Genomic DNA, 18,569 nt, shown 5'->3' with positions numbered 1-18,569 from the left:
CCTATGGCTGACAAGCGTACGGATCACCACCGGGGTGTCGTCCAGCGTACCGAGCGCCTCTCGCGCAACATGGTCCGCGTGGTCGTGGGCGGGGACGGGCTGGCGGAGTTCGCCACCAGGGGACTCACCGACCACTACGTCAAGCTGGTCTTCCGCTGCGAGGGCGTCGAGTACCCGCAGCCGTTCAGCGTGAAGGCGTGCCGCGAGACCATGCCGCGCGAGGTCTGGCCGAAGCTGCGGACCTACACCGTGCGCGCCTGGGACCCCTTCACCCGCGAGCTCACCCTCGACTTCGTCGTGCACGGCGACGAGGGCCTGGCCGGCCCGTGGGCCGACCACGCGCGGCCGGGCGACGAGCTGCTCATCCTGGGCCCCGGCGGCGGCTACGCGCCCGACCCCGAGGCCGGCTGGCACCTGTTCGTGGGCGACGAGAGCGCGCTGCCCGCCATCGCCGCCTCGCTGGAGGCGCTGCCCGACGCCACACCCGCCCGCGTGCTCATCGAGGTGGACGCGCCGGAGGACGAGCTGAAGCTGGAGACCGCCGCCGACGCGCGGATCAGGTGGCTGTACCGGGGTGACCGCCCGGTCGGCGAGCGGCTGGTCGCCGCCGTGCGCGAGCTGGACTTCCCCGGCGGCGACGTGCACGCGTTCGTGCACGGCGAGGCCGGGTTCGTCAAGGAGCTGCGCCACCACCTGCGCCTGGAGCGGGGGATCCCGCTGGAGCGGCTGTCCATCTCCGGTTACTGGCGGCTCGGCGTGGACGACGAGGCGTGGCGTCAGGTCAAGAGCGACTGGAACCGTCAGGTCGAGGCCGAGGAAGCCGCCGCAATCGCCTCCTGACGCACGAATCGCCTGCTTCCCCACCTCTTACTTACCTCGGAGGAATGATCGCCTTTCCTCCGATACCCCTTGTGTAAGACATGCGGAAAGCCCGCCCCGGATGCCGCCACAGTGTGCCTTGCCATGACACTGATCAGGAGAGGCGAAACCGGATGGCGCGTGGTGCGAGCGAGCTGCCTCCTGGCGTGCGACCGCTTACGGTGGGGGACCCGGTCATCATCGGCCGATACCTGCTCCTCGGCCGCCTCGGAACGGGCGGGATGGGAGTGGTGTATCTGGCGGAGCACCCTCAGGGGGGCCTCGTCGCGCTGAAGACGCCGCATGCGGTGCATCTCAACGATGCCACGTTACGGGCGCGCTTCGCTGAGGAAGTGGCTTTCTCACGAAGATTGGTGCCCTTCTGCACGGCGGCGGTCGTCGAGGACGGCACCGACAGGGACCGCCCCTACCTCGTCACCGAGTACATCCCCGGCCCCGCGCTCTCCCAGGTCGTCAAGGCAGGCGGGCCGCTGGCGCCCGACCTCGCCTACGGGGTCGCCCTCGGCGTCGCGGCGGCGCTCGTCGCGGTGCACGAGGCCGGGCTGGTGCACCGCGACCTCAAACCGGGCAACGTGCTGCTGTCGGAGAAGGGGCCGCGCGTCATCGACTTCGGCATCGCCCGCGACGTGGACACGCTGGCCGCGCACACCCAGGCCGGGCAGGTCATGGGCAGCCCCGGATGGGTGGCGCCCGAGCGGCTGACCGGCGGGGCCGCCCTGCCCGCCTCCGACGTCTTCGCCTGGGGCTGCCTGGTGGCCTTCGCCGCCACCGGGCACCACCCGTTCGGGGGCGGCGAGCCGGACGTGCTGACCCGGCGCATCCTGTTCGACCCGCCGCGCGCCGAGCGGGTGCCGGCCCTGCTCAGGCCCGCCGTCTCGGCCGCCCTGGCCAAGGATCCGGCCGACCGGCCCAGGGCCGCCGACCTGCTGCGGGCGCTGCTCGCCGCCGGGGGAGTGGGGGATCCGTGGGAGCTGCGCCAGGCGGTGGAGGGCGTGCTGGGGAAGATGTGGACGCCTGTCCCGTACCCGCCGGGAGGAGGGCTGGTACGCCTGGTGCGGGAGCCGTCCGAGGAGGAGGTGGAGCGTTCCGGGACGCGCAGCCGGCGCGGTCACGGGAGGTCGCGGGCAGGGGCGAGGGCAGGGTCGAGGGCAGGGTCGAGGGCGAGGTCGCGGGCCCAGCTCTCGCAGGCCAGCTTCGCGGCGCTGGCCACGGTCTCGATCGCGGCCATCACGGTGATCGCCGCCTCGGGCGGGGACGGCCTGAGTGTCGGCGGTGGCTCGCTGCTGCCCGGAGACCCGCCCGCCGTACGGTCCTCGGGCAGTGCCGGCTCGACCGTCCGTCCCACGGTCGTCACCAGCAGGAACCCGCCGCCCGTGCAGCTCGCGACGCGGACGGCGGCGCCGGGCACGCCCACGGTGTTCGTCACGCAGACCAGGACGAAGGGGCCCGACGTCGTGCTGACACCCTCGGGTGAGCGGCGTGGCACGTTCCGCCCCACGCAGACCAGCGGCCCCGGGGACCAGGGCGGGGACGAGGGGGAGGCGTGCGCGTCCCCGGCGGCCCGCAGGCGCGGCAACGCGGCCGCTCGGCGGGACTGCCCGCAGCCGTCGGGATCGATCAGCACGATCCCGCAGGACGGCCCGGGTGAATCGCCGGATCCGTCCGGCTCGCCCTCGGACACTCCGGCGACGACCGGCACCGCCACCCCCTGACACCTTCTACGGGAGGCGGCGCCGGGCCGTCAGCCGAGGCATAAGGAGGCGCCGGCGCACATCGGCGGTCTCGCGCCGGTGGCGGGCCGGGTGGCGGCCGGGGTGGCGGTGAGGATGCGGCGGCGCCGGGCGAGGTGATGACCAGGGTGCGGCCGTGGCGGGCGGGCACGGCGCCGACCAGGGTGCCGACCAGGGTGCCGAACAGGGTGCCGAACAGGGTGCCGAACAGGGTGCCGGGCGAGGTGTCGCAAGGTGCCTCCTGACACGGGCGGTGGTGCTGGTGCCAGTGTGGTGAAACGGTACGCGAGTGGCTGTGCCGCTGGTCACAGCCCTGCTGTGCCTTCAGTGACACCCCCGCTGCGCCGTCCCCGCGTAGTGCCCGGTGACTCCCGCGCGAAAGGGGCGGGCCGCGCCGGTGCTGGGGGGACCGGCGCGGCCCGCCTTCGCCGGGGGAACCTTCCCATGCCCTGGAGGTGGCCGGCGAGCTCAGCGGGGGATCAGTGGCCGAACTGCTCCTCCTCGGTCGACCCCCGCAGCGCGGTCGTCGAGGAGTCGGGCGCGACGGCGGTGCTGACCAGGTCGAAGTAGCCGGTGCCGACCTCGCGCTGGTGCCTCGTCGCGGTGTAGCCCCGCGACTCGGCGGCGAACTCGGCCTCCTGCAGCTCGACGTACGCGGTCATGCCGTCCGCCGCGTACCCCTGGGCCAGGTCGAACATGCCGTAGTTCAGCGAGTGGAACCCGGCGAGGGTGATGAACTGGAACTTGTACCCCATGTGCCCGAGCTCCCGCTGGAACTTGGCGATGGTGGAGTCGTCCAGGTGCTTCTTCCAGTTGAACGACGGCGAGCAGTTGTAGGCCAGCATCTGGTCCGGGTACTCGGCCTTGATCGCCTCGGCGAACGCGCGGGCCACGTCCAGGTCGGGCGTGCCGGTCTCCATCCAGAGCAGGTCGGAGTACGGCGCGTACGCCAGGCCGCGCGCCACGCACGCCTCCAGCCCGTTCCTGACCCGGTAGAAGCCCTCGGGCGTGCGGTCGCCGGTGGTGAAGGCCTGGTCGCGCGGGTCCACGTCACTGGTCAGGAGCGTCGCGGCCTGGGCGTCGGTCCGCGCGATGACCAGAGAGGGGACGCCGGCGACGTCCGCGGCGAGGCGGGCGGCGTTCAGCGTCTTGACGTGCTGGCCGGTCGGGATCAGCACCTTGCCGCCCAGGTGGCCGCACTTCTTCTCGGAGGCGAGCTGGTCCTCCCAGTGCACGCCCGCGGCGCCGGCCGCGATCATGCCCTTCATCAGCTCGAACGCGTTGAGCACGCCGCCGAAGCCGGCTTCCGCGTCCGCGACGATGGGCGCCAGCCAGTACGGGGCGTCATCGTCGTCCTCCGACCAGGTGATCTGGTCGGCGCGCAGCAGCGCGTTGTTGATGCGGCGCACGACGGCGGGCACGGAGTTGGCCGGGTACAGGCTCTGGTCCGGGTAGGTGTGCCCGCCCAGGTTCGCATCCGCGGCCACCTGCCAGCCGGACAGGTAGATGGCCTTCAGTCCGGCCCTCACCTGCTGCACCGCCTGGTTGCCGGTGAGCGCGCCGAGGCTGTTGACGTAGTCCTCGGTGTGCAGGAGCTGCCACAGCCGCTCGGCGCCGAGCCGGGCCAGCGTGTGCTCCTCCTGGACGCTGCCGCGCAACCTGATCACGTCTTCCGCGCTGTACGTGCGCTCGATGCCCGCCCAGCGAGGGTCGTTGTCCCATTCGTCCTGCAGCTGCTCGGCAGCTCCCTTGAGGCGATCGCTCATTGTTCGCTCCTTTGTCGTCCCCTGGGGCTCACGCCGAGTCTCTGCCCTGGCGCGTACCCCCAAACAGTCCGAAGAGGAGAGAAGAACGACGAATCTTCTGCTTATGTGCATTACTCGCGCGTACTCAACAGTGAAGAAATCGCAACTTTTACCGTTGGCCTAGACCAATCGAGCGCGAGGAACGCCCGGCGCGACCCCCTCAACCGTGACGCCGGGAAGGCTAGAAAATGGGCCGAATTTCTGTCTAAGATTCCGGCATGGCCTCCTTGCTGGGCGAAGAACCGCTGTCTTTGACGCAGGAGCTGGATCTGATCGCGTTTGGCCAGCGCCTGCGCCACCTGCGCAAACAGCGCGGCCTGACGCTGTCCGACCTCGGCTCGCGCGTCGGCAGGGCGCCCAGCCAGCTCTCGCTGCTGGAGAACGGCAAGCGCGAGCCCAAGCTCTCCCTGCTCAAGTCGCTGGCGACCGCCCTGGGCGTCCCGGTCGAGGAGCTGCTGCGCCGCCAGCCGCCCAACCGCCGCGCGCAACTGGAGATCGCGCTGGAGGAGGCCCAGCGCGACCCCGTCTACGCCGGGCTCGGCCTGCCCCGGCTGAAGGTCTCCGCCCGCGTGCCCAACGACGTGCTGGAGCACCTCCTCGGCCTGTACGGCGAGCTGCGCGCCCGCCAGGCCCGCGGCACGGCCACCCCCGAGGAGGCCCGGGTCGCCAACGCCGAGCTGCGGCGCAGGCAGCGGGAGGTGGGCAACTACTTCCCCGACATCGAGAAGGCCGCCGCCCAGGCGCTGGAAGCGGTCGGCTACCGTACCGGCGCCCTGTCACAGAGCACGATCCAGGGCCTGGTCACGCACTTCGGCTACACCGTGCACACCGCCCAGGACCTGCCCCGCTCCGTGCGCTCCATCACCGACCTGCGCAACCGCCGCATCTACGTCAAGCACGAGCAGCTCGGCATGCACACCCCGCGCACGATCCTGCTCCAGACGCTCGGGCACCTCGCGCTCGGCCACGGCAAGCCCCGCGACTTCGCCGACTTCCTGCGCCAGCGCACCGAGGCCAACTACTTCGCCGCCGCCGTGCTCGTCCCCGAGAAGGCCGCCGCCCTCTACCTCCAGGAAGCCAAGTCCGACCGGGCGCTGTCGGTGGAGGACCTGCGCGACGTGTTCGCGGTGTCGTACGAGATGGCCGCGCACCGCTTCACCAATCTCGCCACCCACCACCTGGGCCTGGTGTGCCACTTCGTGCGCAACGACGCCGGCGGCACCATCTACAAGGCCTACGAGAACGACGGCATCGTCTTCCCCGCCGACGAGCAGGGCGCCATCGAGGGGCAGCGGATGTGCCTGCAGTGGTCGGGGCGGCAGGTGTTCGCCTCGCCCGACCGGTTCTCGGTGTACTACCAGTACTCCGACTCGCCCACCGGCACGTACTTCTGCGTGGCGCACGTCGATCCGTCGCGCGAGCGGGACTTCGCGATCACGCTGGGGGTGCCGTACAAGGAGTCGCGCTGGTTCAGGGGCCGCGAGACCACCCACCGCACCAAGTCGAGCTGCCCGAACGGCGACTGCTGCCGCCGGCCGCCGGCCGAGCTGGCCGAGCGCTGGGAGGGGTACGCCTGGCCGTCGGCCCGCGCCAACTCCCACGTGCTGGCCGCGCTGCCGCCCGGCTCGTTCCCGGGCGTGGACGAGGCCGACGTCTACACCTTCCTGGAGCGGCACGCGGCCGCCACCTGAGGATCAGTCCCCGGGCAGGCAGACGGTCAGCGCGCCCGCGGCGATCTCGGCCTTGAACCGGGTGGTGTGCCCGCGCTCGCCGCCGTCGAGCTCGAACCTGAGCGGATGGCCGAAGCGGGCCGAGACCTTCCTGGCGCGCGAGACCCGCACGAACGGCGAGCCGTCGGAGCGGCCGGTGGCCATCCTGGCGAGCACGCGCGCCCACTGCACCGGGCCCCTGGCGGTGGTGATGCCCACCTCCAGCCAGCCGTCGTCCGGCCGGGCGTCGTCGAAGGCCTCGACGCCGGCGGCGATCGTGCTCACGTTGCCCAGCAGGAGGCAGCTCGCGCGGCCCTCGAACCAGGTCGCCCCGTCCAGCTTGATCTTCATCGGCACCAGCGGCCCGCCGACGTGCCGCACGGCCGCCCTGAAGTAGCTCAGCTTGCCGAAGCGCCGCTTGGCCTGCCCGTCCACGTCGGCGATCATCTCGGCCTCGAACCCGGCCCCCGCCATCACCGCGAAGTGCTCGCCGTTCAGCAGGCCCAGGTCCAGCTTCTCGCGCCGCCCGTGGAAGCCGATGCTCACCGCCCGGGCCAGGTCGGCGGGGATGCCGAGGTTGGCGGCGAACAGGTTCGCGGTGCCGGCGGGGAGGATGGCCATCGGCACGCCCGTGCCCGCCAGCGCGTCGGCGCAGCGCTGCACCATGCCGTCACCGCCCCAGACGAACACCAGCTCGGCACCCTCGTCGAGCGCCTTGCGCACCTTCTTGCCTGCCTTCTTGCTCTTCGACACCTCGTGCCAGAGGACGTCGCCGACGTCCTGCTCGCTGATGAGCACGCGGAGCGCGTCCAGGCCCGCGCCTAACGTCTTCTTGCGATGTGCCACGACGGCCACGATGGGGGGCATGGGCTCGGCACTACCCCCGGCGCGTGCGGATATCCCTGTGACGAGATCCATTCCGTCGGCAAAGTGGGTAGTGTTGATGCACACTATCCATACGGAAAGGGCAACCATGTCGGAGCGGACGAGCCGACTGATCGTGCCGATCGTCGTCATCACCGGAGTGGCCACGACCGCGACCGCCGCCTACCTCTCCTACCGCCCCGAGCCGCCGCCCGCCTCGCCCGCGGGCCTGGCCTGGTCGGTGCCGGTCACCGGCCGCCTGGGCCTGGTGCGCATCGACTACGAGCTCCACCGCTTGCCCAGGCTCGCCAGCAACCAGCTCGCCATCTGGATCGAGGACGCGCAGGGGCGTTACGTGCGCACCCTGTTCGCCACCAGCTTCACCGCCAACGGCGGCTTCGAGCGCAGGCCCATGTCGCTGCCCCTGTGGCGCGAGGCGTCCGGGTGGGAGACGGCCACCGACAGCGAGGTCAAGGCGGCCAGCCGTCCCGCCCAGGAGAGCGGCAGGCAGAGTGTCTACTGGGACACCACCGACCGCAGCGGCAAGCCGGTTCCGCCGGGTTCGTACACCTATCGGGTGGAGGGCAATGTGGTGTGGGAGAAGCGGGTGCTGTTCACCGGCTCCATCGAGCTGGGCGACCTGCCGCACGCCTCCCGGCCGCGGGTGGAGTTCCTGCCGGCCGACACCGGGCAGGAGCCCGCGCTCGTCGCCGACGTCCGCGCCGGCTACTCCCCGGGCGAGCGGCCGCCCGCCGGCGCCGTCACGACGTTCACGAGGGGGTCCTGAGGTGAAGGTGCTGCGCGACCGGGTGATGGGCACCGACCTCATGCTCGTCCTGCCGCCGCGGCGGCACGCCCCCGTGCTGGAGTGGCTGCGCACCGTGGAGCGCACCTTCAGCCGCTTCGACCCCGGCAGCGACACCAGCCGCGTGAACGCGGGCGGCCCGGTCGTCGTCTCGGAGCTGTTCCTGGCGGCGCTCCACGAGGCCTGCCGCTACCTCGACGCCACCGGCGGTCTGTTCAGCCCCTTCCTCGGCGCCGAGCTCGCCCGGCTCGGCTACGACACCGACTTCGCGCTGGTGGGCACGCCCGAGGCGGCCCCCGCGCCGCCCCGCGCGGCGGCCCCCGCGGCGGCCCCCGTCGTGCACCTCGACCACGACCGCCGCACCGTGACGCTCTCGCCCGGCCTCGCGGTCGACCTCGGCGGGTTCGTGAAGGGATGGAGCGTGCAGCGGGCCGCCCAGGCGCAGCGCGAGTCGGAGGGGGTGCCGTACGGGATGATCGACGCGGGCGGAGACCTGGTCGCCTGGCGGCCGGAGGGTGGCAGGCCCTGGCGGATCGGCGTCGAGCACCCGCTGCGCGAGCAGCCGATCGGCGTGCTGGAGCTGCCCGCCGGCACGGCGGCGGTGGCCACGAGCAGCGTCGTGCGGCGCAGCTGGCGCGACCGGGCCGGCACCGTGCTGCACCACATCGTCGACCCGCGCACCGGCGAGCCCGCCGGCTCCGACTGCGCGCAGGCCACCGTCATGACCGGCGACCTGGCCGCCGCCGAGGTGTACGCCACCTGCCTCGTCCTGCTCGGCACCCGGGAAGGGCCGCCATGGCTGGCCGGGCAGGACCCGGACGCGCGCTGGATCACCGTCGGCCGCGACGGCCGGGTGCGCTCCTCGGCGGCGACGGCATGACCCGCGTCGCGATCGCGGCAGCGGTCTCCTTCCTCCCGCTGCTCCCGCTCGCCCTGCGGGCCTCCGGTCTCGGCGACGTGGCCAACCTGATCGGCCTGGCCGGCACGCTCGTCATGTGGTGGCAGGTGCTGCTCGGCGTGCGCCAGATCTCCCATCGGCTGGGGGACGACCGGCTGGCCGCCGTGTCGCTGCACCGGTGGCTCGGCGGGTGCGGCGCGTTCCTCGTGCTGCTCCACCCGCTGCTGGAGACCGTCGTCGACCGGCAGGACTGGGCCTACGTGCTGGTGCCCGACTTCACCTGGGCCGAATCGGCGTACGCCTCGCTGGGGCGGCTGGCGTTCGTCATGTTCCTGGTGCTCTGGCTGACCAGCACGCTGGCGCGCCACCTGATCAGGCACCGGGTCTGGCGGTACGCGCACTACCTGTCCTACCCGCTGCTGGCGCTGGTGTTCGTGCACTCCTGGGGGCTGGCGAGCTTCCTCGCGGAGACGCCGTGGCTGCAGGCGTACTGGCTGGGGCTGGCCGTGGTGTTCGCCGGGGTGGTGGCGTGGCGGCTGTCGGTGTCGCGGTGGGCGGCGCCGTACCGGCTGGAGCGGGTCGAGCGGCTGTCGCCGACGGTCTCCGCCTACACGTTCAGGCCGCTGGGCCGCGCGCTCGATCCGCTGCCGGGGCAGTTCTGCTACCTGCGGACCGGCCTGGGGAGCCGCGCCCACCCCTTCAGCGTCGTGCGCGGCGGCGCGGAGCTGACCTTCGCCGTCAAGGACGCCGGCCCGTTCACCGAGCGGCTGCGCGCTCTCGGGCCGGGCGCGGTCGTCCACCTCGACGGCCCCTACGGCGCCTTCACCCGCGAGGCCCAGGACGGGCCCCGGCGGCCGGCGGTGCTGATCGCGGGCGGCATCGGCGTGACCCCCTTCGTGGAGCTGGTGCGGCAGGGCGGCGACCTGCCGCTGTCACTCGTCCACGTGGTGGCCTCGCCGCAGGAGGCGGTGTTCGGCGCGGAGCTGCGCCACCGCCTCGGCGAGCGCTACCTGGAGGTGGTGCGGCCGGAGCGGCCCGCCATCCCGGTCACGCCGCGCGCCCGCTACTTCATCTGCGGCAGCCCCCGCTTCGTCGAGACGACCGCCGCGGGCCTGCGGGCGAGCGGCGCGCGCAGGGACCAGCTGTACACCGAGCGGTTCGACTGCTGATCATCACCCGGTGGGGGCCCGGCGTCCGCCAGGATCCCGTGCTGGAGCCGCCTGGCCTCCGCCGACGGCTCCAGACCGAGCTCCTCGTCCAGGATCCTGCGCAGGTCGTGGTAGGCGAGCAGGGCCTCCCCCCGCCGCCCGCACCTGCACAGGCACTCGATGAGGCGCAGGTGGTACCACTCGTTGAGCGGGTTCCTGGCGATCAGCGTGCGCAGCTCCGCCACCAGCTCCCGATGGTGGCCGAGCCGCAGGTCCGCCTCCAGTCGCAGCTCGACGGCGCGGTTGCGGATCTCCTCCAGGTACGTGAGATGCCGGGCCACGACCGGCCCCGGCGTGACATTGGCCAGCGCGCGCCCCCGCCACAGGCTCAGCCCGTCACGCAGCCGCCGCGACGCCTTCTCCGCGGCGCCGGAGCTCATGAGCTGCCGGCCCTCGGCGACCGAGTCGGCGAACGCCTCCGCGTCGAGCTGCCCCGGCTCGACCCGCAGCAGATACCCGGTCGGCTCGGTGACCAGCATGTCGGCCACCGCGCGGGTGGCGGGCTGGGCCGCCAGCGCCGAGCGCAGATTGTAGACGTGCGTGCGGATCGCGCCGACCCCACCGCCGCGACCCTCCCACAACTCCTCGGCGAACGTCTCCACGTCCACGACCTCGTTGGCGCGGAGCAGCAGCAGCGCCAGGACCTGGCGGGCCTTACGGCCCTTGGGCAGGGATGAATAGGCTTCCGTGCGCACTTCCAGTGGACCGAGAACATTGAATTTGATCATCAAGTGCTCTATTCCCCGTCATTTGCGTACTCTCGAGAGAGAGCCGTTCTGTCGGATGGTACGACGGCCATACCGCCCCTTCCGGGGGTCCGGCGGCGCAGGCTGCCCCAAAGCGGAAGAGGCATGTCTCCTTCGACACATGGGCTGACCCGTTGGATCCGGCCGCTGTCACCCTTCGCTGGAATCGGCCGGGACCACCCCCTGCCTACGGTGGCGCGGTGGACACCGAGAAGATCTCCCTGCCCGTCCTGGTCGTGGGCGCCGGCCCCACGGGGCTGGCTCTCGCGACAGAGCTCCGCAGGCAGGGCATCACCTGCCGGATCATCGACCGTTCCCTCGACAGGCCCGCCCACCAGGCCAGAGCCGTGGCGATGTGGCCGGGCGCGCTGGACGTCCTCGCCCGGCACGGCACCGCCGACGGCGTGATCGCCGCCGGCCTGCGGATGAGCGCCGCCCGCTACTGGTCCGGCTCCAGGAACGTGGCGACCGCCCGCCTCGGCGACTGGCACAACGGCGGCCCCACCATGCTGGGCATCACGCAGCCCGCCGTCGAGGCCGTCATGGTCGCCAGGCTGCGCGAGCTCGGGGTGGCGGTGGAGTGGCGTACGGAGCTCGTCGGGCTCACCGACCACGGCGACCACGTCGCGGTGCGGCTCGACGGCCCCGGCGGGCTCGAAGAGCTCACCGCCGCCTACGTGGTCGGCTGCGACGGCGCGCACAGCGCCGTCCGCGAGCTGTCCGGCATCCCCTTCGCGGGCACCACCTACACGCAGAGCTTCATCCTCGGTGACGGCACGGTCACCAGCGCCGTCCCGCGCGGTGAGGCGCACTACCACCTGCATCCCGACGGCGTGCTCGTGCTGGTGTCGCTGCCGGGCGGCGGCCTGCGCGTCTTCGCCGACGCGAGCACCGCCGGCACGCCCGGCTCCGCGCCCAGCGCCGAGGAGCTGCAGCGGCTCGCCGACGAGCGCGCCCCCTACCCGGTGCAGATCAAGGACCTGCGGTGGAGCACCCGCTTCCCCGTGCACATGCGCCAGGCCGCCGCCTACCGGGCCGGCCGCTGCCTGCTGGCCGGCGACGCCGCCCACGTGCACAGCCCGGCGGGCGGCCAGGGGCTCAACACCGGCATCCAGGACGCCGCCAACCTCGGCTGGAAGCTCGCCCTCGTCCTCAACGGGCACGGCGACGCCGACCGGCTGCTGGACAGCTACCAGGCCGAGCGCTCGCCCGTGGCCGCGCAGGTGCTGCGCGGCGCCCACCAGCAGACCCGGCTGTGGACCGTGCGCTCCCCGATCGGCCGCCTCCTGCGTGACGCGCTGCTCGGCCTGCTCGGCTCCACCGGGGCGCTGGAGCGCCGGTTCATCCCCGCTCTGGCGCAGGACGACCTCGACTACCGCAAGAGCCCCGTGGTCGGCCCGCGTGGCGGACGCCGCGCCATCGGCGCCCGCGGCCTGCCCGACGTCACCGTGACCCCGCTGCGCGGCGACGGCGCCCCGGTGCGGCTCGGCGACCTGCTGGCCGACCCGCGGCACACCCTGCTCGTCATGCCGGGCGTGGACCCGCTCAAGGTGCTGCCGGGTCTGGAGCCGCTGGCCGACCGGGTCGTGCCGCGCGTGCTGGTGTCCAAGGGCAGCGCGTACGGGGAGCCGTACCGGGTGCCGGGCGGCTTCGCGGGGCAGGGGCCGTTGCGCGGCGCGAAGCTCGTCCTGGTCCGGCCGGACGGCTACGTCGCCGGCGCCACCACCGGCGAGGACGCCGCCGCCCTGCTCGCGCCACTGGCCGGCCGGGGGAGGTCGCCCCGTGTGCGCGCCTGAGACGATCATGGCGGCGCTGGAGGGCGAGCACCCGGCGTCCTGCGACGGGCACCACGCGCCCGAGGCCGGCGGGCAGCCGTCCGGCAGGCGGCGGGTGCTGCGCGGGGCGCTGGCCGGTCTGCTCGGCGCCGGCGCGCTCGCCGTGCTGCCGCGGCGGGCGGAGGCCGCGAGCGGGGTGCGCGCCTCACGGGTCCTGGACCTGACGCACCCACTCGGCCCCGACTTCCCGGTGTTCGAGATGTACGTGCGCAGGCCCGCCCGCCGCCAGGTCATGTTCGAGGACGTCATCGGCTTCAACACCGCCGAATGGACCCTCAACGAGCACACCGGGACGCACATGGACGTGCCCGCCCACTCCAGGAAGGGCCTGCCCACCGCCGACCAGGTACGGCCCGAGGACCTCGTCGCCCCGCTGTGCGTCGTCCGTATCGCCGGGCGCGCCGCCCGCGACAACATCACCGAGCTGACCGTGAAGGACCTGCGCGAGTGGGAGCGGCGCAACGGCCCCCTCCCGGAGCGGGCCTTCGTCGCGCTCGACAGCGGCTGGTACAAGCGGGTCACCGACCCTGCGGCGTTCTTGCAGTTCGACGCGCTCGCCCAGGTGATGCGCTTTCCCGGGATCAGCCCGGAGGCGGCCGACTTCCTGATCAACCAGCGTTCCATCGTCGGCTTCGGCACCGACACCAGCAGCCTCGACGTCGGCACCCGGCGCGAGCCGCTCGTGCACCGGATGCTGCTGACCACGGGAAGGTACGGCCTGGAGAACCTGGCCGCGCTCGACACGGTGCCCGAGCGGGGCGCGCGGCTCGTCGTGGGCGCGGTCAAGCTGCGCGGCGGGTTCGGCGCGCCCGTCCGGGCGCTGGCGCTGCTGTAGGCGTTCAGGGTGAGGGACGGCGGTCCCTCGCCCTGAACACGTACGCCCCTCAGGACGCGGACGAGGACCGTCAGCGGGATCGCCCCTCAGGACGTGACGAACACCGTCGGCGGGATGGCCCTTCAGGACGTGACGAACACCGTCGGCGGGATGGCCCTTCAGGACGTGACGAGGACCGTCAGCGGGATGACCTCCTCGCCCGCGGCCCCGGACACGCGTACCGAGACCTCCCACACCCCGTCCATCGTGAACAGGTCACCGTCGGCCCTGAACCGGCCGGGCGCCAGGCGCCGGGCCGCCTCCTCCGGGGTGACGTGCCCCATCTGCGGCATCGTGGCCATCACCACGACGGCGTCGGCCTCGCCCCGTTCCACGATGATGTCGGCCGTCTCGCCCCGCTCGATCGTCAGCGTGACGGCGTATCGCGCCCCGGCCCCCTGCGCCGTCACCGGGCCGGGCCCGGACAGGCAGCCGACGGCGACCGTCATGGCCGCCGCGGCCAGGCATGCCCCGGCCAGCAGGCGTCTCATCACGTCTCGCTCTCCGTTCCCACCGTGACGGTGAAGGGCACGGTCTCGATGGTGGAGCCCGTGACGTACTGCGCCCACGCCAGGTACGTGCCCGGGGCGGGGAAGCTGAAGGTGAAGGCCAGCGCGGTCGTGCGGGTGGGCGTGGCGTGCACGTGGCCGAGGAAGCCGCCCTCACGGTCGCGCACGATCAGGTGGCCGGGCATGCCGAGCCACGGCTGGAGACGGCCGCCCGCCCGCACCTCGACGGTGGTGGGGCGGCCCGCCACCGGCCGCGGCGGGACGACGACCGACGCTGAGGACGCGGGAGGCGCCACCGGGGCCGCCGCGGTGCCGGTGACCTCGAAGGCGCCGGTGACGAGCTGGCCGCCGGAGTCGGTGCGCTCCAGCTCGGCGTGGGCGAGGTAGCGGCCCGGCCGGTCGGCGCGCAGCCGTACCGCGAGGCGGCCGGGGCCGAGCCTGACGGGGTGGAGGTGGCGGAAGCAGGCGCCGTCGGCGCTGGTGACCACCAGGTGGGCCAGCGCCTCGTGATGGAGGGCGAGGTCGTCGGCCGGCCGTCCCGTGGAGCCGTCCACGAGGTCGACCAGCAGCGTGAACTCCGTTCCCGCCGCCGGACGGGCCGGCTGGGTGCTGAAGGCCGCCATCAGGTACGGCCGCCCGCCCGCGCCCCCGGACCCCGCCCCGGACCCCGCGCGGCCGGGCTCGGCCATCGGGGCGGCGCCGTCCGGGACCGGCTCGGGGAGCTGCGGCGACACCACCGCCACGGTGAGTGCCACCACCCCTGCCAGCACGCCCGCGCGCACGGCCAGCGCGGAGCCCCGTCGCGACGTGCCGCCCGTCAGCAGCCCGCCCACCACCAGGATCCCGGCCACGTAGAAGCCGCCGTGGATGACCAGCTCCCACGGCGACGTCGCCGGCACCAGGACGCGCACCGGCAGCACGGACCGCTCGGCGGGGGTGCGCACCTCCAGCTCGTGCGGGCCCGCCCGGAACACCTGCATGCTCACCCGGTACGGCCCCGCCCGGCCCGCCGCCAGCCGCACCGCCGCGCGGGACGCCCGCCCGGTCTCGGTGGAGCGCATCGTCAGCTCGACCGGCAGGTCCGGGACCGGGTGGAACGCCTCGATCTCCACGACGGCGGGGGCGGGAGTCCTGCTCACGCCCCGCACCGTGATGGTCAGCTCCGCGCCGGCGATCGTCTGCGCGATCCGCAGGTCCGCCCCGGGAGCGACCACGTGCGCCGCGGCCGGCGCCGGCCACAGCGCCAGGAGGAGGAGCAGCAGCGGCAGGGCGCGCATCAGTGCAGGTAACGCTTGAGGAAGGTGCGTTCGGGGATGGTGAAGCGCCGCGGCTTGGCGGTGTGCGGGTCGAAGGCCATGATCGTCGAACGGGCCTCGGCGAACACCCCCTCGTCCGAGCAGATCTCCGCGGCCAGCTCGCAGCTGACCCGGTTCACCTTCGTCACCCACGACTCGATCCGCACCGAGCCGTGCCGGAACCTGAGCGGCCTGCGGTAGTCCACCTCGTGCCGCACGATCGCGACCCCCACGGCGGGCAGGCCGCTGCGGTCCTCCGGCGGCGTGCCCGCGTAGTCGAGGAAGAGGGCGATCCGGGCGTCCTCCAGGTACTCCAGGAAGCGCACGTTGTTGACGTGGCCGTGGGCGTCGATGTCGGAGAAGCGCACCTGGCGGTGGTAGACGTGCCGCCTGGGCGTGTGCCGGACCTCGATCGGCCGGGCGGGGGCCGTGAGCTGGGTGACGGCCTCGGTCATCAGACTCTTGATCGCGTGGGTGTCCATGGTGCTCCCGGTCGTTGGAGTGAAGGTCGTCGGGTGGTCATGGAGCGGAAGGGGATCAGGGCGAGCGCCGCCACGGCGGCGGCGCCGAGTCCGGGCAGGAGCGCGGTGCCCACCCCGGCTCGCGCGAAGCCCTCGGCCGCCCAGAGGGTGGCCGCCAGCGCCGGGCCCAGGACGTAGCCGAGCCCGCGGGCGAACTGGAGGTGGCTTGCCGCCCGCTCGGGTGCGCCGACGGCCATGATCAGGGAGTGGACGGGGCCGGCGTACAGGCCCATCCCGGCGCCCACCACCGCGAGCCGCAGCGCCACCTCGGAGGCGGACCACGCGGGGGAGAGGGGCAGCAGGAGCGCCAGCCCGGCGGCGGCCAGCGCGGCGCCGGCCAGGGTGACGGCGCGGGGGCCGATCCGGGCGGTCAGGCGGGTGCCGGTCGCGGCGCCCGCGACGAGCGCCGCGGGCAGACCGATCACGGTCAGGCCCACCAGCGGCAGGCCGGACTGCATGGTCTGTCCCTGGAAGAGGAAGAACGGGCACAGCACGATGACGAGTGCGTCGAGGGCGGCGAGCACCGTGACGGCCAGCAGGGCAGGAACGCGCGCGGCGGGGGACGCGGCCGGGGACGCGGCCGGGAAGACGGCGGAGGAACCGGTCGGCGACGCGGCGGGGGAGGTGGCAGGGGCCTCTGCCCGCGCGCCGGGGGTGCGGGCGGTGAGGGCGAGGAGGCAGAGCGGGACCGGCAGGAGGAGCAGGGCGCGCCAGCCGAGCGGGCTCACCAGCCCCCCGCCCGCCGCCGCCCCGACGAACCCGCCGAGCGTGGCGCAGACGGCCGCGACCGACAGCCCGCCGACGCCGCCGGCCCGCCGCCCACCCGCCTTCCCGCCCGCGCCCGCTACGGCCAGGACGGCGGTCAGGACCGTGAGGAGAGCGGCGAAGGCGGCCAGCACCAGCCGTCCTGCCAGCAGCACGCCGATCCCAGGCGCCAGGGCGCACACCACCGAAACCGCCCCGAATCCGGCCGAACCCCACACCATCGCCCGCCGAACCCCTGCCCGCCGCAGGAACCGCCCGGCAACGGGCACGAACACCACGATGGCGAGCGCGTGGCCGAGCACGACCCAGCGGCTGACCGCCGGGGTGACGCCGAGGTCGTGTTCGACCGCGGGCAGGATGACGTTCCCCGCGCTCAGGTTGAGCGTCAGGGCGAAGGCGATCAGCCCGGCGGCCACGACCGGGGAACGCGGGCGGCTCATGCCGGGTACGGCCCGAGCTCGATGCCCGCCGTCGCCAGCCGCTTGCCGTACTGGCGCAGCTCCAGCCCGACGGTGACGCGCCCGCCGGCCGCCCCCGTCACCTCGGCCGAGCACTCCAGCAGCGCCCCGAACTCGCCGAAGGAGCCGAAGGTCGTCGTGCAGCCGAGCACGGCGGCGACCGGCGAGGCCAGCTCCCCGGCCCGCACCGCCGCGACCACCGCCGCCTGCCGGAACCCCTCGACGATGAACGGCCCGGGCACGTGGTCGTAGGCGTGGTCGAAGTAGGACGGGTGGCTGGTGTCGATCACGTACGGGAAGCGTTCCCCGTCGCCGATGACCACGTTGCGCCGGTCGCGCCGCCCGACGAGCGACGGGTCCAGCGGTGTGACGGCGCTCGCGGCCGGGTCCGGCGGCGGCTTGCTCGCCTGCTGGAACTCCCGCAGCGCCGCGTAGTCGGCCTTGCCGAAGAAGACGACGTCCCCGTTGAAGCTCATGGCGGTGGACGCCCCGATCGTCAGCTCCCCGGACAGCGTCAGGTCGCCCAGTTCGCCGCCCTTGGACTTGTCGTTCACCTGGTAACGCAGGACTCCCTGCAGCGGCGACCGCTCGTCGTCGCGGTAGGCGTCCACGTCGTGGACGCGGAACTGCCAGCGCAGCAGGCTGAACGGCAGCCCGACCGGCACCCCGAAGTACCGGTGCAGCACGACGAACGACCCCTGCCGGGCCGCCTCCGCCGTGGAGAACGGGTCGTGGAACGGGACGAGCCGGTCGAACCAGAGGCTGTGGGCACGCGGCACCTGCACGGCCACCAGGAAGTCGCCGTCCGGCCCTGGAGCGGAGTCGGTGACGAACACCTCGCCCACGGCCTGCCTGTGAGCCAGGGAGCGGGGCACCGTCTGGTCGAAGGTCAGCTTCGCGTACAGGTCAGAGGTCACGACGAACTCCTCGTCAGAGCGTGGCGGGGCGCCAGGCATCGCCAGAGCGTGTCCAGCACCTGGCGTTCGGCGGCGTCGAGGTAGAAGTGGCCGCCGGGGAAACGCGTGGCGGCGAACGCGCCGCTGGTGTGGCGGCGCCAGGCGGACAGCTCGGCCTCCGGGACCGTCGGGTCGTCCGTCCCGCCGAGCGCCGTGATCGGGCACGACAGCGGCGGCCCGGGCCGGAAGACGTAGGAGACGGCCAGCTCCAGATCGGCGCGCAGCACCGGCGCGAACAGCCGCAGCAGGTCGGGCGAGTCACGCAGCGCCGCGGGGATGCCCTGGTAGACGCGGTCCACGGCGTCGATCAGCTCCTCGTCGCCGTCCGGCAGCGTCAGCGGGTACGGCGTGGCGGGCGTGGCGCGGGCGGAGACCACCAGGTGCTCCGGCGCCCGCCCGGCCAGCGTCAGCGCGCGCCCCACCTCGAAGGCCAGCAGCGCGCCCAGGCTGTGCCCGAACAGCGCCACCGGCCCCGGCACCTGGTCGAGCACGGCGTCGGTGATCTCGGCGACGAGCGGGCTCCACTGCCGGGCGAACGGCTCGCTCACCCGGGTGGCGCGGCCGGGCAGCGTCGCCCCCCACACCTCCACGTCCGGGGCCAGGCCGGCGACCCAGCGGCGGAACATCCCCGGCTGCCCGCCGGAGTGCGGGAAACAGATCAGGCGCAGCGCGGCGGCCGGGTTCTCGCCGAGGCGGACCAGTGCGGTCATCA

At 73.6% G+C, this 18,569-nt stretch carries 17 protein-coding genes; 8 read left to right on the top strand and 9 right to left on the bottom strand.

Annotation, left to right across the window (positions count from 1 at the left end):
• The first annotated feature begins 3 nt into the window (after window positions 1-3).
• Together HD597_RS29790 and HD597_RS29785 are read left to right on the top strand one after the other, a co-directional pair.
• Window positions 4-840 carry a siderophore-interacting protein gene (locus HD597_RS29790; RefSeq protein WP_253746244.1) on the top strand — a complete coding sequence of 279 codons (837 nt, stop codon included), beginning with the start codon at window positions 4-6 and terminating at the stop codon, window positions 838-840.
• An 80-nt stretch (window positions 841-920) separates the two neighbouring features.
• Window positions 921-2,591, top strand: coding sequence for a serine/threonine-protein kinase (locus tag HD597_RS29785; RefSeq protein WP_308210714.1), 1,671 nt, complete (start codon window positions 921-923; stop codon window positions 2,589-2,591).
• Window positions 2,592-3,088: 497 nt separating this feature from the next.
• Here HD597_RS29785 and aceA read toward each other — a convergent pair whose 3' ends face one another.
• Complete coding sequence (aceA, locus tag HD597_RS29780) at window positions 3,089-4,375, bottom strand: isocitrate lyase (protein ID WP_253746243.1); 1,287 nt, start codon at window positions 4,373-4,375, stop codon at window positions 3,089-3,091.
• 257 nt (window positions 4,376-4,632) lie between these two features.
• Between aceA and HD597_RS29775 the strand changes: the two genes are divergently transcribed.
• Window positions 4,633-6,105 (top strand): helix-turn-helix domain-containing protein, encoded by a 1,473-nt coding sequence (locus tag HD597_RS29775; RefSeq protein ID WP_372513417.1) that lies wholly within the window; start codon window positions 4,633-4,635, stop codon window positions 6,103-6,105.
• A 3-nt stretch (window positions 6,106-6,108) separates the two neighbouring features.
• Here HD597_RS29775 and HD597_RS29770 read toward each other — a convergent pair whose 3' ends face one another.
• Window positions 6,109-6,969 carry a diacylglycerol/lipid kinase family protein gene (locus HD597_RS29770; RefSeq protein ID WP_253746242.1) on the bottom strand — a complete coding sequence of 287 codons (861 nt, stop codon included), beginning with the start codon at window positions 6,967-6,969 and terminating at the stop codon, window positions 6,109-6,111.
• A gap of 127 nt (window positions 6,970-7,096) precedes the next feature.
• Between HD597_RS29770 and HD597_RS29765 the strand changes: the two genes are divergently transcribed.
• The 3 genes from HD597_RS29765 to HD597_RS29755 are packed head-to-tail and all read left to right on the top strand — an operon-like array spanning window position 7,097 to window position 9,859.
• Complete coding sequence (locus HD597_RS29765; RefSeq protein ID WP_253746241.1) at window positions 7,097-7,774, top strand: DUF2271 domain-containing protein; 678 nt, start codon at window positions 7,097-7,099, stop codon at window positions 7,772-7,774.
• 1 nt (window position 7,775) lies between these two features.
• Window positions 7,776-8,672, top strand: a complete 897-nt coding sequence (locus tag HD597_RS29760) for an FAD:protein FMN transferase (protein WP_253746240.1) — start codon at window positions 7,776-7,778, stop codon at window positions 8,670-8,672.
• The gene (locus HD597_RS29755; RefSeq protein WP_253746239.1) at window positions 8,669-9,859 is read left to right on the top strand and encodes a ferric reductase-like transmembrane domain-containing protein; all 1,191 of its coding nucleotides are present in this window, start codon (window positions 8,669-8,671) and stop codon (window positions 9,857-9,859) included. The genes HD597_RS29760 and HD597_RS29755 overlap by 4 nt, the downstream gene beginning before the upstream one ends.
• Here the strand turns inward: HD597_RS29755 and HD597_RS29750 are convergent.
• Window positions 9,754-10,593, bottom strand: a complete 840-nt coding sequence (locus HD597_RS29750) for an AfsR/SARP family transcriptional regulator (protein WP_253746238.1) — start codon at window positions 10,591-10,593, stop codon at window positions 9,754-9,756. The two genes, HD597_RS29755 and HD597_RS29750, sit on opposite strands and share 106 nt — an antisense overlap.
• Before the next feature lie 251 nt (window positions 10,594-10,844).
• Here HD597_RS29750 and HD597_RS29745 point away from each other — a divergent pair, with 251 nt between their 5' ends.
• Window positions 10,845-12,440 carry an FAD-dependent monooxygenase gene (locus tag HD597_RS29745; protein WP_253746237.1) on the top strand — a complete coding sequence of 532 codons (1,596 nt, stop codon included), beginning with the start codon at window positions 10,845-10,847 and terminating at the stop codon, window positions 12,438-12,440.
• On the top strand, window positions 12,427-13,314 hold the full coding sequence (locus tag HD597_RS29740) for a cyclase family protein (protein WP_253746236.1): 888 nt from the start codon (window positions 12,427-12,429) through the stop codon (window positions 13,312-13,314). Before HD597_RS29745 ends, HD597_RS29740 begins: the two co-directional genes overlap by 14 nt.
• 158 nt (window positions 13,315-13,472) lie before the next feature.
• On the opposite strand, the gene HD597_RS29735 is transcribed toward HD597_RS29740, so the two are convergent.
• From HD597_RS29735 to HD597_RS29710, 6 genes are read right to left on the bottom strand one after another with little or no spacing between them, the layout of a single operon-like run.
• Entirely contained in the window at window positions 13,473-13,847 is a 375-nt protein-coding gene (locus HD597_RS29735) for a FixH family protein (protein WP_253746235.1), read from the bottom strand.
• Window positions 13,844-15,139 (bottom strand): DUF8832 domain-containing protein, encoded by a 1,296-nt coding sequence (locus HD597_RS29730; RefSeq protein ID WP_253746234.1) that lies wholly within the window; start codon window positions 15,137-15,139, stop codon window positions 13,844-13,846. The genes HD597_RS29735 and HD597_RS29730 overlap by 4 nt, the downstream gene beginning before the upstream one ends.
• Entirely contained in the window at window positions 15,139-15,639 is a 501-nt protein-coding gene (locus HD597_RS29725; RefSeq protein WP_246546880.1) for an acyl-CoA thioesterase, read from the bottom strand. Before HD597_RS29725 ends, HD597_RS29730 begins: the two co-directional genes overlap by 1 nt.
• A complete protein-coding gene (locus tag HD597_RS29720) occupies window positions 15,612-16,883 on the bottom strand; it encodes an MFS transporter (RefSeq protein WP_253746233.1) in 1,272 nt (423 codons plus the stop codon). Before HD597_RS29720 ends, HD597_RS29725 begins: the two co-directional genes overlap by 28 nt.
• The gene (locus tag HD597_RS29715; protein WP_253746232.1) at window positions 16,880-17,818 is read right to left on the bottom strand and encodes an AfsA-related hotdog domain-containing protein; all 939 of its coding nucleotides are present in this window, start codon (window positions 17,816-17,818) and stop codon (window positions 16,880-16,882) included. Before HD597_RS29715 ends, HD597_RS29720 begins: the two co-directional genes overlap by 4 nt.
• Complete coding sequence (locus tag HD597_RS29710; RefSeq protein ID WP_253746231.1) at window positions 17,815-18,567, bottom strand: thioesterase II family protein; 753 nt, start codon at window positions 18,565-18,567, stop codon at window positions 17,815-17,817. Before HD597_RS29710 ends, HD597_RS29715 begins: the two co-directional genes overlap by 4 nt.
• Between the last annotated feature and the right edge of the window lie 2 nt (window positions 18,568-18,569).

Origin of the sequence: Nonomuraea thailandensis (assembly GCF_024172165.1) — a bacterium.
GTDB lineage: Bacteria > Actinomycetota > Actinomycetes > Streptosporangiales > Streptosporangiaceae > Nonomuraea > Nonomuraea thailandensis.
This window is presented reverse-complemented; position numbering and strand designations above follow the sequence as displayed.